This is a genomic window from Pseudoruegeria sp. SK021 (assembly GCF_002119405.1).
Lineage (GTDB): Bacteria > Pseudomonadota > Alphaproteobacteria > Rhodobacterales > Rhodobacteraceae > Meridianimarinicoccus.
The window spans coordinates 86,809-102,635 of record NZ_MTBG01000011.1 but is presented as its reverse complement, the minus strand read 5'-3'; the positions used below and the strand labels follow the sequence as shown (position 1 = coordinate 102,635).

Below are 15,827 nucleotides of genomic sequence, written 5' to 3'. Positions count from 1 at the left end.
AACAACTGGAGCTATTCGACACCCTGAATCTGCCAAAACCCGCCTGATCATGCTCGTGTAGTTACATTTTGGCCCATTCGGCTATAACGATATCAATTACTTACTCGTTTTGCTGTCGAACTTGGGGGCGCTGCGTCCCGCCGGGTTCGCCGTGCCCATCGCCGCCCGGAGGCCGTCTGTTCGGGGGTAAAGAGGGGGCCAACAAGTTTCGGACTTTTATTGGACTTTGCCAACCCTAAAAGATAGCGGCTCCTATCCAAAAGAAAACAGAAAAACCTACATTATTTATCGAGATCATTAGAGCGCATTCCAAAACCAATATAATCGGAAACGAATGAGTTTCCCTTTAGAGTCGTCAACTCAATCGAAGCACACACACTCAATGTATGAATCATATACACCATACAATCACCACCATACGTTACATACATAGGGTAATCAGAAAGAAAATTCGCTACCGGATGATTGTCGCCATCAAATGTTAGCCCCTTCGAAAAAAGACTATCTTGCACGGCTTGAATTGAGTACGACTCAAATTCATCTTGAAACACCTGCCTACCATTTTCTCTTAATCTTGAATCAAGACTATCGTATGGCACCGCGACATGATCAATAGAATCAAATACGTAGCGGTATGGGTCTCTGACACGCTGCCCCATCTTTGCCTCACGCCACTCCTTGGTGTTGTTCGAATTAAAGTCTCGGATCGCCAAGAATCTGAATGAGAAAATGGCATTCCCATTAATTTCAAATGGTCGTCCGTCCCAGAAATCTCCTTCGATCAAAATTGGAGCCGGAACCAAATTATTAGGCGAAAAGTCGACACGCGTAACAATAACTGGCTCCGAGCCTTCATTGACGACAGTAAACTCAACCTCCTGAGCAACCCCGCGCGGGGTTAAATGAAACCCGCCATACGTTCCTGTCGCAGAAAAAATCGTAAGCTTTTCCGGCAAGTCAAAGAATTGCCAATAGAGCGAAAGACCAGACATAACCAAAGCAGCTACAACGCCAAAAGCCTGAATTTCTTCTCCGAATTTCATTCACTTCCTACCATATATCAAAGCCCCCTCACCCCTCAAACAACTCCCCCTGCCCCGGCTCCCGTGGGGCCTCCAGACCCAGATGTTGCCACGCCTTGCGGGCCAGCATCCGGCCTCTCGGGGTGCGTTGGATCAGGCCTTGTTGCAGCAGGTAGGGCTCGATGACTTCCTCCAGCGCGTCGCGGCTTTCGGACAGGGCGGCGGAGAGGGTCTCGATCCCGACCGGACCGCCGCCATAGTGGTCGGCGATCAGGCCGAGGTAGCGGCGGTCGGCGCTGTCCAGCCCGAGGTGATCGACGCCCATCCGGGTCAGGGCGGAGTCGGCGATGGCGCGGTCGAGCCGCCCGTTGCCCTCGATCAGCGCGAAATCGACGACGCGGCGCAGCAGGCGGCCGGCGATGCGCGGGGTGCCCCGGGCGCGGCGGGCGATCTCGCGGCAGCCATCGGGGTCTGACGGGATGCCCATCAGGCGCGCGCCGCGGGTGACGATCTCGTGCAGTTCATCAATGTCGTAGAATTGCAGCCGGACCGGGATGCCGAAGCGGTCGCGCAGCGGCGTGGTCAGCAGGCCAAGGCGGGTGGTCGCGCCGACAAGGGTGAAGGGTTGCAGTTCGATTCGCACGGTGCGGGCGGCGGGGCCTTCGCCGATCACCAGGTCCAGCTCGTAGTCTTCGAGGGCGGGATAGAGCACCTCTTCGACGGCGGGGTTGAGGCGGTGAATCTCGTCGATGAACAGCACGTCGCGGGCATCAAGGTTGGTCAGGATCGCGGCAAGATCCCCGGCCTTGGCAAGGACGGGCCCAGAGGTCATGCGGAAATTGACGCCCAATTCCCGGGCGATGATCTGCGCGAGGGTGGTTTTGCCCAAGCCGGGCGGGCCGTGGAACAGGGTGTGATCCATGGCTTCGCCGCGCTGGCGGGCCGAGGCGATGAAGACACGGAGGTTGGCGCGGGCTTCGGCCTGACCGATGAATTCCGGCAGGGTTTGTGGGCGCAGGGCACGGTCCCGGTCGCCGGGTTGCAGGTCCGGGCGAAGATCGGGGTCAGGGGTGGACGGGTCTTGGGCGGTCACGGCGTCACTCCTTCGGCGCGAGCAGGCGCAGGGCGGCGCGGATCAGGGCGGGGGTGCCCAGGCCCGGGGTATCAGAGGCGGCTTGCAACACGGCAGTGGCCGCATCCGAGGGCGCGTAGCCAAGATTGGCCAGCGCCGACAGCGCGTCAGCTTGGGCGGTGGCATCGGGGGGCGGGGCAGAGGGGGCCTCGATCACCGCCTCAAGGTCGATGGGTGCCGTGGGTGCGCCGGATGGCAGCGTCAGGTCGGGCGCCTGCCCCGCCATGGCCATCACTGCCGGGGCCTTGTCCTTCAATTCGTTCACGACGCGGAGGGCGATTTTCGGCCCGACCCCGGGGGCGGCCTTGACGGAATTGGTGTCACCCAGCGCAATGGCCCGGCTGACGCCCTCGGGGCCAAGGGCGCCAAGGATGGCCAGCGCGGCTTTCGAGCCGACCCCCTGCACGGTGCAGAGCAGGCGGTACCATTCCTTTTCCGCCATGGTCTGAAAGCCGAAAAGTTGCAGCAGGTCCTCGCGCACCAACAGGTCGGTATAGAGCGAGACAAGACTGCCCTTGGCGGGCAGGTTGGCGAGGGTGCGCGACGAACAGGTCACCAGATAGCCGACACCGCCGACATCAATCAGCACGTGATCCGGGCCGCGAAACGCCAGTTGACCGGTGAGACGCCCGATCATGACGCGGCCCTCGTGGCACGGTGAACTGCGGCCTGCATCCGGCCCGCCGATTGCAGGTGGTGGGCGTGGCAAAGGGCAATGGCAAGGGCGTCGGCAGCGTCGGGGCCGGCGATCTCGACGCCGGGAAAATGGAGGCGCATCATGTATCCGATCTGGGATTTGTCGGCATGGCCCGCACCGACCACTGCCTTCTTGACCGCGTTAGGGGCGTATTCACCGATGGGAAGCCCGGCTTGGGCGGGCACCAACATGGCGATGCCCCGGGCCTGCCCCAGCTTCAGGGTGCCGACAGGGTCACGGTTGACGAAAGTTTGCTCGACCGCGGCATGGGTGGGGGCGTGGGTTTGCAGGACCTGCGTCAGGGCATCATGCAGAACCAGCAGGCGGTCGGCCAGCGTGCCTTTGCCGGACAGACAGGTGCCGTGGGCAATATGGGTGATGCGGTTGCCTGCGACAGCGATCATGCCCCAGCCACAGCGCACCAGTCCCGGGTCGATCCCCATTATCCGCATGGCCTGTCCTGCTCTTTGTTGTTTTGCCAAAGGGATAGCACGAAACGCGAACATCGGGCAATTGCAAAGCAGACAGGGGGTCCTTGCGTCGACCACACGACAACCTATCACGCAAGAACTTGGCCCCAAACCCGCCTCAGTGGTCTTGAACCGCTTGGGGGCGGGGACCAGCCGCGCCACGGCGCGCCACCCGCCATCTGTCAGGCGACCATCAGGTCCGCAAAGGGCATCTCTAGCCATGCAAGGCGCTCCCAGCGCCTTCACATGGTGCTCATCCTTGACGGTCCAAGATTGCCCGCAGCAATCACCGGCAACCTTCTGAAAATTCGCTAGAAATGTCACGGCACCGTTACAAATGCTGCCATGCAGCAATCGCATGGCGAGGTTGCAAAAACGATCATTGAACGGGCACATCTGCCCATATACGTGGCGGTTTATAAACTGCCCAATCATTGATCACGAAAGAAGTGCTCTGCCATGACGAGCTATGCAAACCCCATCCACACCTCTTATGCGCCCGCGCGTCATACCTCGGTTCTGCGCACCATTTATCGCGCTGCCCTGAACTGGCGCGATGTCCGGGAAACCCGCAAGGTTCTCTCGCGCCTGACCGACCGCGAATTGAACGATATTGGCCTCGACCGCAGCCAGATCGACGACGTGGCACAATTCCCCTACCGCTAATGGGATGCCGACCTGTGCAGCCATCCTGCGCCAGTCCACATTACGGCCGCCAGCCTTAGCTGAGCGGCCTTTTTGTTGTCTGGGCTTTACGCCCGTCGCGCCGATCAGATCCAAGGCTGGATGACGGGCGGGGGAACTTTGGCTCTGCAAAGCAGTTGTTCCTGCGACTGGTCCAAGTAAGGTCGCCCCGTGGTGCGCGATCTAAGGCCACAAGTTTGAAAGGAATTAACATGAAACGACACGCTACAGCGATCTGGGAAGGCTCTCTTGTCGAGGGCAAGGGTGTACTGTCGACGCAATCCGGCGCGTTTGACGGCGTTCCGTATTCCTTCAAGGGTCGGTTTCAGGACGAAAGCGGCAAATCGGGCACCAACCCGGAAGAATTGATCGGCGCGGCCCATGCTGGATGCTTTGTCATGCAACTGGCGCATATGTTGGCGGGCAACGACACCCCCGCAGACCAATTGGATGCCACGGCGAACATCGATATGGGCGAAGCGCCCGGCGGCGGCTTTCAGATCAATTCCAGCACCATTACCTTGAAAGCCAAGGTCCCCGGCATTGACGACGCCAAGTTTCAGGAAATCGCGACCAAAGCCAAGGACGGCTGCCCGGTCAGCAAAGCCCTGACCGGCATTGAGATCAAACTGGACGCAACGCTGGTCTAAGCCGGATCAGCCTGCCTTATGCGCACGGCCGCCAGCCCTCTCGGGGTTGCGCGGCCGTTTCGCTGTTTGCGGCGTACTCAACCATTCAAAGCGGACGCCAATCGTTCTGCGGGCGGGCCTCGGCCTGCCCGCGCTCGCCCCCCTCTGTCCGACTTAGGTACGGATCATGGTCAAGGTGGACCAGTCGCCGACGATATCGGCCTGCTCCAGCGTGAACCCGGCGGCGAGATAAGCCGCGGATACGTCCTCGGCCTGATCGTTCAGCAGGCCGGACAGGATGATCCGCCCGCCCGCGCGGGTCGCCCCGGCCATAGAGGGGGCCAGATCAATCAGCGGCCCCTTCAGGATGTTGGCGAAGATCAGGTCATAAGGCGCATTGGCGGCCAAATCCGGGTGATCCAGACCCGTAGCTTCCAGACAGACGACACGATCTTGCAGGCCATTGGCGATGACATTGGCCTCGGCAACTTCGACCGCCACCGGATCAATGTCGGATGCCAGCACCGTGATCGGCCAGCCATGCGCCGCCGCCATGCCCAGAACGGCGGTGCCGCAGCCGATATCGGCGACGGTTTCGGCCTGCATTCCGGCGCTGAGCAACCGGTCCAGCGCATTCAGGCATCCCAGCGTGGTGCCGTGATGACCGGTTCCGAACGCCATTGCGGCTTCGATCAACAGGCCGGTGCGGCCCGCAGGCAGCTTGTCGGCATCATGGCTGCCATAGACGAAAAAGCGCCCGGCCTCGACCGGTGACAGATCGCGGCGGACCTTGGCGACCCAATCGGTCTCGGGCAGTTCGGACACCGCGAAGGGGCGCGCACCATGGGCTGCGGCCAGCAGATCAAGGGCGATCTCATCGGGGCCTTCGGTGAAGTAACAGCCGACCTCCCACAAACCGGAGCCGTCTTCGATTTCGAACACGCCAATACCGGTGGGTTCGGGCGTGATGTCTTCCAGTGCGAGGGCGAGAGCATCAGCCGGGGCGTTGCCCGGCAAGGTGGTCAAAGCGGAATAGGTGGGCATCGGGCGGATCCTTTCGGCGCGAGGCTGTTAGCGGCCTATAGCGACCGGGCGGCCCCTCCTGCAAGCCGGGATCGGCCCGAATGTTGGTGGGGACGACGGGCCCTGCCCCACCCTTGATGGTGACACCGTTTCCGTGGCCCAAGCCGGGCGCACGATCATGGCGCACTTGGCCGGAATTTTCACGTGCAGACGGGCTCCCCTGCGCAATGACATGGCGCAGGGGAGCCCCCCGAGGTTATGCCGTGACGCCGGTGCCGATCGGACAGGTCACGCCGGTCCCGCCAAGACCGCAATAGCCGTCCGGATTCTTGGCGAGGTATTGCTGGTGATAGTCCTCGGCGTAGTAGAAGGTCGGCGCTGGCAGGATCTCGGTCGTGGGGGCGGGCAGACCGGCCGCTTGCAGGCGGGGGGTCATGGCCCCTAGACTGGAGGTGGCCGCAGCCGCCTGCGCGTCCGAAAACGTGTAGATGCCCGAGCGGTACTGGGTGCCGCGATCATTGCCCTGCTGCATGCCTTGGGTCGGGTCATGACCTTCCCAGAACACTTTCAGTAGTGCGTCGTAGCTTGTGACGCTGGGATCATAGATCACCCGGACCACTTCATTATGGCCGGTCTGGCCGCTACACACCTCTTGATAGGTGGGGTTTGGGGTGTGGCCCGCCGCATAGCCCACCATGGTCAACCAGACGCCGGGCTGGGACCAGAACATCCGCTCGACCCCCCAGAAACACCCCATACCAAAGATCGCTTCTTCCATCCCCTCGGGGATGGCGGATTTCAGCGGTCGATCCGACAGGAAATGCCGCTCTGCGGTCGCGATCGCGGTGGTGCGACCCGGCAAAGCCTCGGCCTCTGGGATCATCGTGGTTTTCTTGGACAGTCCGAACATCGTGATAGCCTCCGTCAGTGGGACAGAAAGGATATAGGCAGGCGCAGCGCGTTCGTCTACGGGGCTGGGATCAAAGGATCGTGCGCAAAGCTGCAAGTCAGCAACCGGGGCGCACCCCGATCAAAGAAAGCTCTGCGGGTCAATGTCGATGCTCATTCGCACCCCGCCGGTCAGTTTGAATTGCCCGGCCCATTGCGCCAGCGCCGCTTGCAGCGGGACGGTGCGCGCCGCCTTAACCAACAGCCGGACCCGGTGCCGCCCGCGCACCCGCGCAATCGGAGCGGGCGCCGGACCGTAGACCTCGGCCCCGATGGCGCGCAACGGGCCGGCCTGCTGCGCCATGGCATTGCCCAGATCGAACACCTGCGCCACATCCGGCCCCGACAGAATAACCCCGGCCAACCGCCCATAGGGCGGCATCCCCAGCGCCTGCCGTTCTGCGGCCTCGGCACGCCAGAAGTCTTCTTCTTCGCCCGACAGGATCGCCCGGATCACGCCATGTTCGGGCTGAAAGGTCTGAAGCAGCGCTTGGCCCGGACGTTCGGCCCGCCCGGCCCGGCCTGCCACCTGCCGCATCAGTTGGAACGTCCGTTCGGCGGCGCGCAGATCGGCCCCTTGCAGCCCGAGATCAGCATCGATCACCCCCACAAGGGTCAGCAACGGAAAGTTGTGCCCCTTGGCCACCAGTTGGGTGCCGATGATGATATCGGCGCCGCCCGCCGCAATCGCCTCAATCTGCTCTTTCAACGCCCGGGACGAGCCGTAAAGATCCGACGACAGCACTGCCACCCGAGCCTCAGGAAACGCCGCCGCGGCCTCTTCGGCCAGCCGTTCGACGCCGGGACCGACCGCCGCCAGCTTGCCCGCGACCTGACAGGACGGGCAGGCCTCGGGCATTGGACAGCTTTCGCCGCATTGGTGACACACCAGCCGCTTTTGGAAGCGGTGCTCGACCATACGCGCATCGCATTGGGTGCAGCCGATCTGTTCACCGCAAGCCCGGCACAGGGTCACCGGCGCATAGCCGCGCCGGTTGATGAACAGCAGCGCCTGCTCGCCGCGCTGCATCCGGTCGGACACGGCCCGGCGTAAGGTCGGCGACAGCCAGGTCATCGACGGCAGGGTCTCTGCCCGCATGTCGATCGCCCCCATCTGCGGCAGGTTGGCGGTGCCAAAGCGCGACCGCAGGATCAGCCGGGTGTATTTCCCCGCCTCGGCATTGGCCCAACTTTCCAGACTGGGCGTTGCCGAGGCCAGCACCACATGCGCCCCGCAGATCGAGGCCCGCAGCACCGCCATATCGCGGGCGTTATACAGCACCCCGTCTTCTTGTTTGTACGACGTGTCATGTTCTTCATCGACAACGATCAGGCCGAGATCCTGAAACGGCAAGAACAGGGCCGAGCGCGCGCCGACCACCAAGGACGCCTCTCCGCGCCCGACCATCTTCCAGCAGCGCCGCCGTTCGGTCATGGTCACGCCAGAATGCCATTCGGCTGGACGGGCCCCAAAGCGGGCCTCCACCCTCTTCAGGAACTCACCGGTCAGGGCGATCTCGGGCAACAGCACCAGCACCTGACGCCCGGCTGCAAGGGCGGCGGCGACGGCCTCCATATACACCTCGGTCTTGCCTGATCCGGTCACCCCTTGCAGCAGGGTGGTGCCATAAGTGCCCGCGGTGACCGCGCGGCGCAGGGCCTCGGCGGCAGCGATCTGATCCTCGGCCAAGGGCAAACCCGGCAGGCTTGGGTCCAGCGCCGGAAAGGGCGTGTCGCGCGGCGCTTCGATCTCGTCCACCGCGCCTTGGTTGACCAGCCCCTTGATGACGGGGCCAGACACCCCGGCGGCATCGCTGAGTTCTTTCAGGGTCACGGCAACGCCGTCGAAAGCATCAAGCGCATCCAGCACCCGGCTGCGGGCGTCGGTCATCCGCGACGGTTCGGTCAGGCCGCGGCGATACAGGCGGCTCATTGACGGCGGATCGCCCAAGCCCGGCGCGCGCAGGGCCAGCCGCAACATCGACGACAGCGGCGTCAGGGTATAGTCGGCGGCGCGCGTCAGGAATTGCACCATGCTCGGGGTCATCGCCGGCACATCGATCCGGCGCCCGATCCGGCGCGCCTTTGACAGATCAAAGCCGCCAAGCCCCGGCCCCCAGACCACGCCGGGCACTTTGCGCGGCCCCAGCGGCACCTCGACCAGATCGCCGGTCCGGCACCCGCCCTCCGGGGCGCGATAATCAAGGCAGCGGTCCAGCGGCTGGGTCGTCAGGACCGCCACAAGATCGTCTTCCAGAAACTCTTCCGCGTGCTGCATCCTGCCGGGATACGCGCCACGACCCGGCGGGGAAAGACCCCAAATGCACCGCCCCTTCCCGCAGCCGCGCCCGGCTGTTTCGCTTTGCCTGTGACGCCAGTTCCGGTATGGGAACAGCAACACCCAAATCTTGCTTAGGAGGCACCTATGAAATTCTTCGTCGACACCGCCGACATCGATGCAATCGCCGAACTGAATGACCTTGGAATGGTGGACGGCGTCACCACCAACCCGTCGCTGATCCTGAAATCCGGCCGCGACATTCTGGAAGTCACCAAGGAAATCTGCGCTCTCGTCAGCGGCCCGGTCAGCGCCGAAGTTGTTGCGCTGAAGGCCGAAGACATGATCGCAGAAGGCCGCAAACTGGCCGAGATCGCCCCGAACATCACCGTCAAAGTGCCGCTGACTTGGGACGGTTTGAAGACCTGTAAGGTGCTCTCGGGCGAAGGCAAGATGGTCAACGTCACCTTGTGCTTCTCGGCCAATCAGGCGCTGCTGGCGGCGAAAGCCGGGGCCACCTTCATCTCGCCGTTTGTCGGTCGTTTGGACGACATCAACATCGACGGCATGGACCTGATCGCGGACATCCGCGAGATCTATGACAACTTCGATTTCCAGACCGAAATCCTTGCCGCGTCGATCCGTACCGTCAACCACGTGACCGAAGCTGCCAAGATCGGCGCTGACGTCATCACCGCACCCCCCGCCGTGATCAAAGCGCTGGCGACCCACCCGCTGACCGACAAGGGTCTTGAAACGTTCATGGCCGATTGGGCCAAGACCGGTCAGAAGATCCTGTAAACCGCTTGGCCGGGGTGTTGCGCCTCTGCGGCAGCCCCGGCCATTCCGACCCAAAACCCTGAGACAGCCTGTTGCGGCCTGTGCTAGGGTGCCTCAAAACACTAAATCCGAGGCACAAGAATGAGCAGTCCTTCCGTCGCCAGTGTCCCCGAGACACTGCGCAGCCAGATTCTGGCAGACCCCGACCTGATCCTGCAAGACACCCAAATCATCAAGGCTCTGCTTGGGGCCGAGGATAGCGCCCGTGGCCGCAAGGTTGTCGACTTGCGCGGCGCGGCGATCTCGCGCTTGGAAACCCGGCTGGATCAGCTCGAGAACACCCATCAGAACGTGATCTCTGCCGCCTATGACAATGTCTCGACCACCAGTCAGGTGCATCGTGCGATCCTGACCATGATCGCGCCGATGGAGTTCGACGCGTTTCTGGAAACCCTCGGGACTGCTGTGCCTGACTGCCTGCGCATTCGGGCGGTCCGGTTGGTGCTAGAGGCGGAAGACAGCCAACCCGACATGACCCTGAACCCGGTGTCCGGCACGCTGAGCCTGCTGCCCGCCGGTTTTGTGCATGGCTTTGTCACCGAGGGGCGGCGCGCCCGGTCCAATCCGGTGATTCTGCGCCGGATCGCCCAAGGCAGCGCATTGGTCTATGGCACCGCTGCGGCCGACATCCGATCCGAGGCGGTGGTGCGGCTGGATCTGGGGCCAAAGCGCGCGCCCGGCTTACTGGTGCTGGGGGCCGACAAGCCGGAGCATTTCGCGCCCGGTCAGGCTACCGACCTGCTAGAGCTGTTCTGCCGGGTCTGCGAGCGGCTGGTGCGCAGCTGGCTGAAATGAGCCTGATCAGCCCGGCCATGGCCGACCGGCTGCAGAACTGGCTGATTTCTCTGTCGGCGCTGGACGATGCCTCGCCCCGGACCCTCACCGCTTATCGGGACGACCTGACAGGGTTCTTGTCCTTTATGGGCAGCTATGGCGGCGCACCGGCCAGCCCGGACAGCCTGAAGGCCCTCAGCGTCACCGACATGCGGGCATGGATGGCCCGAGAGCGGGATCGCGGCCTGTCGGCGCGGTCGCTGGCCCGGTCCCTGTCGGCGGTCAAAAGCTTTTATCGTTGGTGGTCGGATCGGGACGACTTTGATCCGACGCCGATCTTGGCAACACGCAGCCCCCGGTTTTCCCGCAAGCTGCCCCGGCCTTTGGACGAGGCGGCGGCGGTTGCGATGCTGGAGACCGTGGAATTGCAGGCCCGGCAAGACTGGGTCGCGGCCCGGGATGTGGCGGTGGTGACCTTGCTCTATGGCTGCGGCCTGCGCATCTCAGAGGCCCTTGGCCTGACCGGAGCCGACGCCCCCCTGCCCGACATGCTGCGGATCAAGGGCAAGGGCGGCAAAGAGCGACAAGTGCCGGTGCTTCCCGTGGCGCGCACCGCCGTCGCCACCTATTGCCGGATGTGCCCGCATGATCTGACCGCCGATGCGCCGCTGTTTCGCGGCGTACGCGGCGGCGCGCTGTCACCCTCGATCTTGCAGCAAGCGGTCCGGCAGGCGCGGCAGCAGCTTGGCCTGCCCGCCACGGCAACCCCGCACGCCCTGCGCCATTCCTTCGCCACGCATCTGCTGAACCGGGGCGGCGATTTGCGCAGCATACAAGAGTTACTCGGCCACGCATCGCTTGGCACGACCGAGGCCTATACCTCGGTCGACGCAGCGCGGTTGATGGAGGTCTACTCGAAGTCCCACCCCCGGGCCTGAGCCACCCGTCAGCGTTGTCCTGCCAAAAGGTTGCCAAGCGCGGCCGCCGCTGGCATGACGGCAATATGACATCTTTGCGCCTGAAAGCCCTTTGCGTTCACCTGCTCACCGCGACCGGTGCGGTCTTTGCCATGCTGGCATTATTGGCCGCCGCCTCATCGGATTGGTCGCTGATGTTCCTCTGGCTGGTGCTGGCCTTTCTGGTCGACGGCATTGATGGTCCGCTGGCGCGGCGCTATGATGTGCAGCGCAATGCAGGCATGCTGGACGGCGTGCTGCTGGACCTGATTATCGACTATCTGACCTATGTGTTCATCCCAGCCTATGCGCTGTTTGCCTCGGGCCTGATGCCGGGCTGGACCGGATGGGTCACCTTGCTGATCCTTACCTATTCAAGCGTGATCTATTTCGCCAAAACCGGGATGAAGACCCGCGACAATTCCTTTGCCGGGTTTCCCGGCTGCTGGAACATGGTTGTGCTGGTGTTCTTCGCGCTGACCCCGCCAGTCTGGGCCATGCTGCTGATCGTCTCAGGATTGGCGGTGGCGATGTTCCTGCCGCTGAAATTCGTCCATCCGGTGCGGACCCAGCGCTGGCGGTGCCTCACCCTACCCATGGCCTTGGCCTGGACCTTTTGCGCAGCGTGGGCAGCATGGGTCCAGTTCGATAGCCAGAGCTGGGCCCATTGGGGCCTGACCCTGACCAGCGTTTACCTGATCCTCGCCGGGATCGCGCAGCAGGTCATCCCGTCCCGCCACGCGCCAGACAACGCTTAGGCCTGCGGCGCGCGGGCCACATCCATCAGACGGCGCATTTCGCGGATCGCCGGATCGAGGCCCAAAAAGATCGCCTCGCCGATCAGGAAATGGCCGATATTCAATTCGCGCAATTCCGGGAAAGCGGCGATCGGCTGCACCGTGTCATAGGTCAGACCATGACCGGCATGCACCTCTAGCCCCAGATCCCGCGCCAAGGTTGCCATCGCGCCCAGACGCGCCAGTTCGGCATCCCGGGCCGCGAACTGTCCCTCGGCGTGAAAATCGCAATAAGCCCCGGTGTGCAGTTCAATGACCTGCGCACCGATGCGATGCGCCGACCGGATCTGCGCCTCGTCTGCCGCAATGAAGATCGACACCCGGCACCCGGCCTCGGCCAGCGGCGCAATAAAATGCGCCAGCCGATTTTCATCGCGCGCAACGTCTAGCCCGCCCTCGGTTGTCCGTTCCTCGCGCTTTTCCGGCACGATGCAGACCGCGTGCGGTTTGTGGCGCAGGGCAATAGCCTGCATTTCCGGCGTCGCGGCCATTTCGAAATTCAGCGGCACCGTCAGACCTTCGATCAGGGCATCAATATCGGCGTCCGAAATATGGCGGCGATCTTCGCGCAAGTGGGCGGTAATGCCATCGGCACCAGCCGCCTCGGCAATCTTCGCGGCACGCAAAGGATCGGGATAGGCACTGCCCCGGGCGTTGCGGACGGTGGCGACGTGATCAATGTTAACGCCGAGGCGCAGAGGAGATAAGGGCATGGCTGCCTCCATGAACGACAGAAATAGGGTCTGATGGCGCGCCGTCAGTCCGACCGAAGCGGCTGATCCGGCTTCGCGTGCAGCTTGGCCTTTAGCCGGGTCTTGCCCGCCCTGCGCTTTTGATAGGCGGCCATGATCGGGCGGGAAATCAGATAGGCCAGCGTCGCCGCCAGAAGCCCGGGAATGATCCCGCCGACAAGATACGGCAAAAAGACCCCGCGAAAGAACACATCCAGCAGGTTCCAATGGGCCACGTCACTGGTCACCAGACTGGTGACGTTGTGCCAAAGCTGGGTCGAGGCGCGCGAAAACGCCTGAAAAACCTGCGACAGCGGCACCGGCGAGTCCACGTGCAGAATGCGTTCGCCGGTTTTGATCGAGATAGCGGCGATGAAGGGAAAAGTCAAAGGGTTGCCAACAAAGGTCGACAAAAGCGCGGCCAGTAAATTGCCCCGGATCACCAGAGCAAACAATCCCGCGGCGATGAAATGCAAGCCAAACAACGGTGTGAAAGACGCGAACACTCCGGCAGCAATGCCCCGGGCGATTTTCGCCGGCGGGTCAGGAAGCCGCTGCAATCGATGCGAGATGTAGCTAACCGCCCGCCCCCATCCGCCGCGCGGGTAAACTATGTTCTGGAGCGTCTCCAGAGAGCTTCGTTTTTCGCGCCGCTTGAACACCACCTGCGGTTTCCTTTATGCCACCTCACCGCTTACGTCTCGTACCCGGCTTTGACCCGGGAAATCGACGCAACGTTGTTGTCAGCCTCAAGGGCCGTCATGATCCTGTGTAGATGCTCGGCATCCCTAAGGTCCACTTCTATTATAAGCCGATAATAGTCCGGCTTTCGATCCACGAAATTCAGGTCAGATATGTTGGCCTTCTGTTCGCCGATCAACGTACACAGACGACCCAACACACCAGCATCATTGCTGATTGTGACATTGAATCCAACCGTATGCACGGCCGAATGGGTGCCGCTATGCCAGTGCAGATCGATCCAGCGATCCATCTGATCTTCAAATTCTGCCAGACACGGGCAATCAATGGCATGCACCACGACACCGCTGCCCGGATCTGTGATGCCGACGATCCGTTCCCCCGGCACTGGACGACAGCATTCGCCGCGATCCCATTTCTGGTCCGAGCTGAGGCCGATCACGGCGCGTCCAGCGTCGATCTCGTCGCCGCGCCGGGCCACCAGTTCGGGATAGAGCACGTCCACCACCGTCCGGGCTGCCAACTGGCTGCTCCCGAGACGGGCCAACAGTTCTTCGGGGTCCTTGCCAAGGCCAAGCTGCTTGGCGGCGGTGGTCAGGGCTTTGTCCGTGGCGCGCTTGTCCACATGCTCAAACGCGTAGCGGGCCAATTCCCGGCCCAATTTGATAAACCGCGACCGGTTCTGTGCCTTCAAGGCCCGGCGAATGGCGGATTTCGCCTTGCCCGTCACGGCGATGTCGATCCACGTCGCTTGCGGGCTTTGGCCTTCGGCTGTCAGGATCTCGACCGATTGGCCGTTGCGCACCTGCGTCCAAAGCGGCACCCGCCGCCCGTCAATCTTGGCACCGACACAGGCCGACCCGATCCGGGTGTGAATGGCAAAGGCGAAGTCCAGCGGAGTCGCCCCGCGCGGCAGTTTGACCACGTCGCCCTTGGGGGTAAAGCAGAACACCTTGTCGGTGTACATTTCTAGCTTCACCGCCTCAAAGAACTCATCGTCATCGGACGAGGCTTCGAAATGCTCGGCCAGACCGGCAATCCACGACGCGGGGTCGACGGCAAAGGGGTTCTCGGACCGCTCACCATCCTTATAGGCCCAGTGTGCCGCCACCCCGGCCTCGGCGACCTCGTCCATCTCACGGGTGCGGATCTGAACCTCGACGCGTTTGCCGTCGCGCCCCAGAACCGCGGTATGGACCGAGCGATAGCCGTTCTGCTTCGGCTGGCTGATATAATCTTTGAACCGGGTCGGCACCGCCCGCCACCGCCGGTGGATCACCCCCAAGGCGCGGTAGCAATCCATCTGGGTGTCGGTGATGATCCGGAAGCCGTAGATGTCGGACAGGCGCGAAAAGGCGATGTCCTTCTGTTCCATCTTGCGCCAGATGGAATAGGGCTTTTTGGCCCGGCCAATCACCCTGCCATGGATGCCTTCGGCAGCCAGTTCTTTCTCAATATCAACTTTGATCCGGCCGATGACGTCGCCCGCTTCGCCCTGCAGCTTGACGAACCGGCGCATGATCGAGGTGCGGCCTTCGGGGTTGAGCACCTGAAAGGACAGGTCCTCCAACTCCTCCCGCATCCATTGCATCCCCATGCGTCCGGCCAGCGGCGCATAGACATCCATGGTTTCCCGGGCTTTGCGCGCCTGCTTTTCGGGCTGCAACGATTTGATCGTGCGCATGTTGTGCAAGCGGTCGAACAGCTTGACCAAAATCACCCGAAGGTCCTTGGACATTGCCATGAACAGCTTGCGAAAGTTTTCGGCCTGTCGGGTTTCAGTATTGCCCAGTTGCAGGTTGGTCAGCTTGGTGACGCCATCCACCAGTTCAGCAATCTCGCGCCCGAACAATTGGGTAATGTCGCCATAGGTCGCTTCGGTATCCTCGACCGTATCATGGAGGATAGCCGTGATCAGCGTCGCGTCATCCAGCCGCTGTTCTGCCAGCAGCGCGGCGACGGCGACGGGATGGGTAAAATACGGCTCGCCGGAACGACGCCGCTGACCGGCGTGCACCTTCTTGGCGTAATCATACGCGAGATGCAGCCGTTCGACATCTGTACGCGGATTATAAACTTGGACCCGGGAAACCAGATCGTTGATCGGAATGAGGTGTTCCATCTGGCGCCCGGAGAATCCTGTA

General features: G+C 62.4%; 16 protein-coding genes. 6 read left to right on the top strand and 10 right to left on the bottom strand.

The genetic code is table 11. The features are described 5' to 3' along the window. Positions 1 to 281: 281 nt before the first annotated feature. The 4 genes from BV911_RS09240 to ruvC are packed head-to-tail and all read right to left on the bottom strand — an operon-like array spanning position 282 to position 3,303. A complete protein-coding gene (locus BV911_RS09240; protein ID WP_086053318.1) occupies positions 282 to 1,043 on the bottom strand; it encodes a hypothetical protein in 762 nt (253 codons plus the stop codon). A 28-nt stretch (positions 1,044 to 1,071) separates the two neighbouring features. After that, on the bottom strand, positions 1,072 to 2,115 hold the full coding sequence (gene ruvB, locus BV911_RS09235; protein ID WP_086053317.1) for a Holliday junction branch migration DNA helicase RuvB: 1,044 nt from the start codon (positions 2,113 to 2,115) through the stop codon (positions 1,072 to 1,074). A 4-nt stretch (positions 2,116 to 2,119) separates the two neighbouring features. Further along, a complete protein-coding gene (gene ruvA / locus BV911_RS09230; RefSeq protein WP_086053316.1) occupies positions 2,120 to 2,791 on the bottom strand; it encodes a Holliday junction branch migration protein RuvA in 672 nt (223 codons plus the stop codon). Next, positions 2,788 to 3,303 carry a crossover junction endodeoxyribonuclease RuvC gene (gene ruvC / locus BV911_RS09225; RefSeq protein ID WP_086053315.1) on the bottom strand — a complete coding sequence of 172 codons (516 nt, stop codon included), beginning with the start codon at positions 3,301 to 3,303 and terminating at the stop codon, positions 2,788 to 2,790. The genes ruvA and ruvC overlap by 4 nt, the downstream gene beginning before the upstream one ends. A 477-nt stretch (positions 3,304 to 3,780) precedes the next feature. On the opposite strand from ruvC, the gene BV911_RS09220 reads away from it, so the two are divergent. Together BV911_RS09220 and BV911_RS09215 are read left to right on the top strand one after the other, a co-directional pair. After that, positions 3,781 to 3,987: a DUF1127 domain-containing protein gene (locus tag BV911_RS09220; RefSeq protein ID WP_086053314.1), complete on the top strand. Its 207-nt coding sequence runs from the start codon at positions 3,781 to 3,783 to the stop codon at positions 3,985 to 3,987. A 230-nt stretch (positions 3,988 to 4,217) separates the two neighbouring features. Beyond that, the gene (locus BV911_RS09215; RefSeq protein ID WP_086053313.1) at positions 4,218 to 4,655 is read left to right on the top strand and encodes an OsmC family protein; all 438 of its coding nucleotides are present in this window, start codon (positions 4,218 to 4,220) and stop codon (positions 4,653 to 4,655) included. Positions 4,656 to 4,808: 153 nt separating this feature from the next. Here the strand turns inward: BV911_RS09215 and BV911_RS09210 are convergent, their stop codons facing one another. From BV911_RS09210 to BV911_RS09200, 3 genes are all read right to left on the bottom strand, one after another. Beyond that, a complete protein-coding gene (locus BV911_RS09210; protein WP_086053312.1) occupies positions 4,809 to 5,678 on the bottom strand; it encodes a 50S ribosomal protein L11 methyltransferase in 870 nt (289 codons plus the stop codon). Between the two features lie 235 nt (positions 5,679 to 5,913). Continuing rightward, a complete protein-coding gene (msrA, locus tag BV911_RS09205) occupies positions 5,914 to 6,567 on the bottom strand; it encodes a peptide-methionine (S)-S-oxide reductase MsrA (RefSeq protein ID WP_086053311.1) in 654 nt (217 codons plus the stop codon). Between the two features lie 120 nt (positions 6,568 to 6,687). After that, positions 6,688 to 8,883 carry a primosomal protein N' gene (locus tag BV911_RS09200; protein WP_086053310.1) on the bottom strand — a complete coding sequence of 732 codons (2,196 nt, stop codon included), beginning with the start codon at positions 8,881 to 8,883 and terminating at the stop codon, positions 6,688 to 6,690. Between the two features lie 147 nt (positions 8,884 to 9,030). Between BV911_RS09200 and fsa the strand changes: the two genes are divergently transcribed. The 4 genes from fsa to BV911_RS09180 all read left to right on the top strand — a co-directional run bounded on the left by fsa (position 9,031) and on the right by BV911_RS09180 (position 12,211). Next, positions 9,031 to 9,684 (top strand): fructose-6-phosphate aldolase, encoded by a 654-nt coding sequence (gene fsa, locus BV911_RS09195; RefSeq protein ID WP_086053309.1) that lies wholly within the window; start codon positions 9,031 to 9,033, stop codon positions 9,682 to 9,684. Between the two features lie 120 nt (positions 9,685 to 9,804). Next, positions 9,805 to 10,518: a DUF484 family protein gene (locus BV911_RS09190; protein WP_086053308.1), complete on the top strand. Its 714-nt coding sequence runs from the start codon at positions 9,805 to 9,807 to the stop codon at positions 10,516 to 10,518. Next, positions 10,515 to 11,435 (top strand): tyrosine recombinase XerC, encoded by a 921-nt coding sequence (locus BV911_RS09185; protein WP_086053307.1) that lies wholly within the window; start codon positions 10,515 to 10,517, stop codon positions 11,433 to 11,435. The genes BV911_RS09190 and BV911_RS09185 overlap by 4 nt, the downstream gene beginning before the upstream one ends. A 65-nt stretch (positions 11,436 to 11,500) precedes the next feature. After that, complete coding sequence (locus BV911_RS09180) at positions 11,501 to 12,211, top strand: phosphatidylcholine/phosphatidylserine synthase (RefSeq protein ID WP_086053306.1); 711 nt, start codon at positions 11,501 to 11,503, stop codon at positions 12,209 to 12,211. Here the strand turns inward: BV911_RS09180 and BV911_RS09175 are convergent. From BV911_RS09175 to BV911_RS09165, 3 genes are read right to left on the bottom strand one after another with little or no spacing between them, the layout of a single operon-like run. After that, positions 12,208 to 12,963, bottom strand: a complete 756-nt coding sequence (locus BV911_RS09175; RefSeq protein ID WP_086053305.1) for a pyridoxine 5'-phosphate synthase — start codon at positions 12,961 to 12,963, stop codon at positions 12,208 to 12,210. The two genes, BV911_RS09180 and BV911_RS09175, sit on opposite strands and share 4 nt — an antisense overlap. Before the next feature lie 44 nt (positions 12,964 to 13,007). After that, positions 13,008 to 13,643 carry a DUF2062 domain-containing protein gene (locus BV911_RS09170; RefSeq protein WP_240512205.1) on the bottom strand — a complete coding sequence of 212 codons (636 nt, stop codon included), beginning with the start codon at positions 13,641 to 13,643 and terminating at the stop codon, positions 13,008 to 13,010. A gap of 32 nt (positions 13,644 to 13,675) precedes the next feature. Further along, positions 13,676 to 15,805 carry a bifunctional (p)ppGpp synthetase/guanosine-3',5'-bis(diphosphate) 3'-pyrophosphohydrolase gene (locus tag BV911_RS09165; protein ID WP_086053303.1) on the bottom strand — a complete coding sequence of 710 codons (2,130 nt, stop codon included), beginning with the start codon at positions 15,803 to 15,805 and terminating at the stop codon, positions 13,676 to 13,678. Positions 15,806 to 15,827 lie beyond the last annotated feature (22 nt).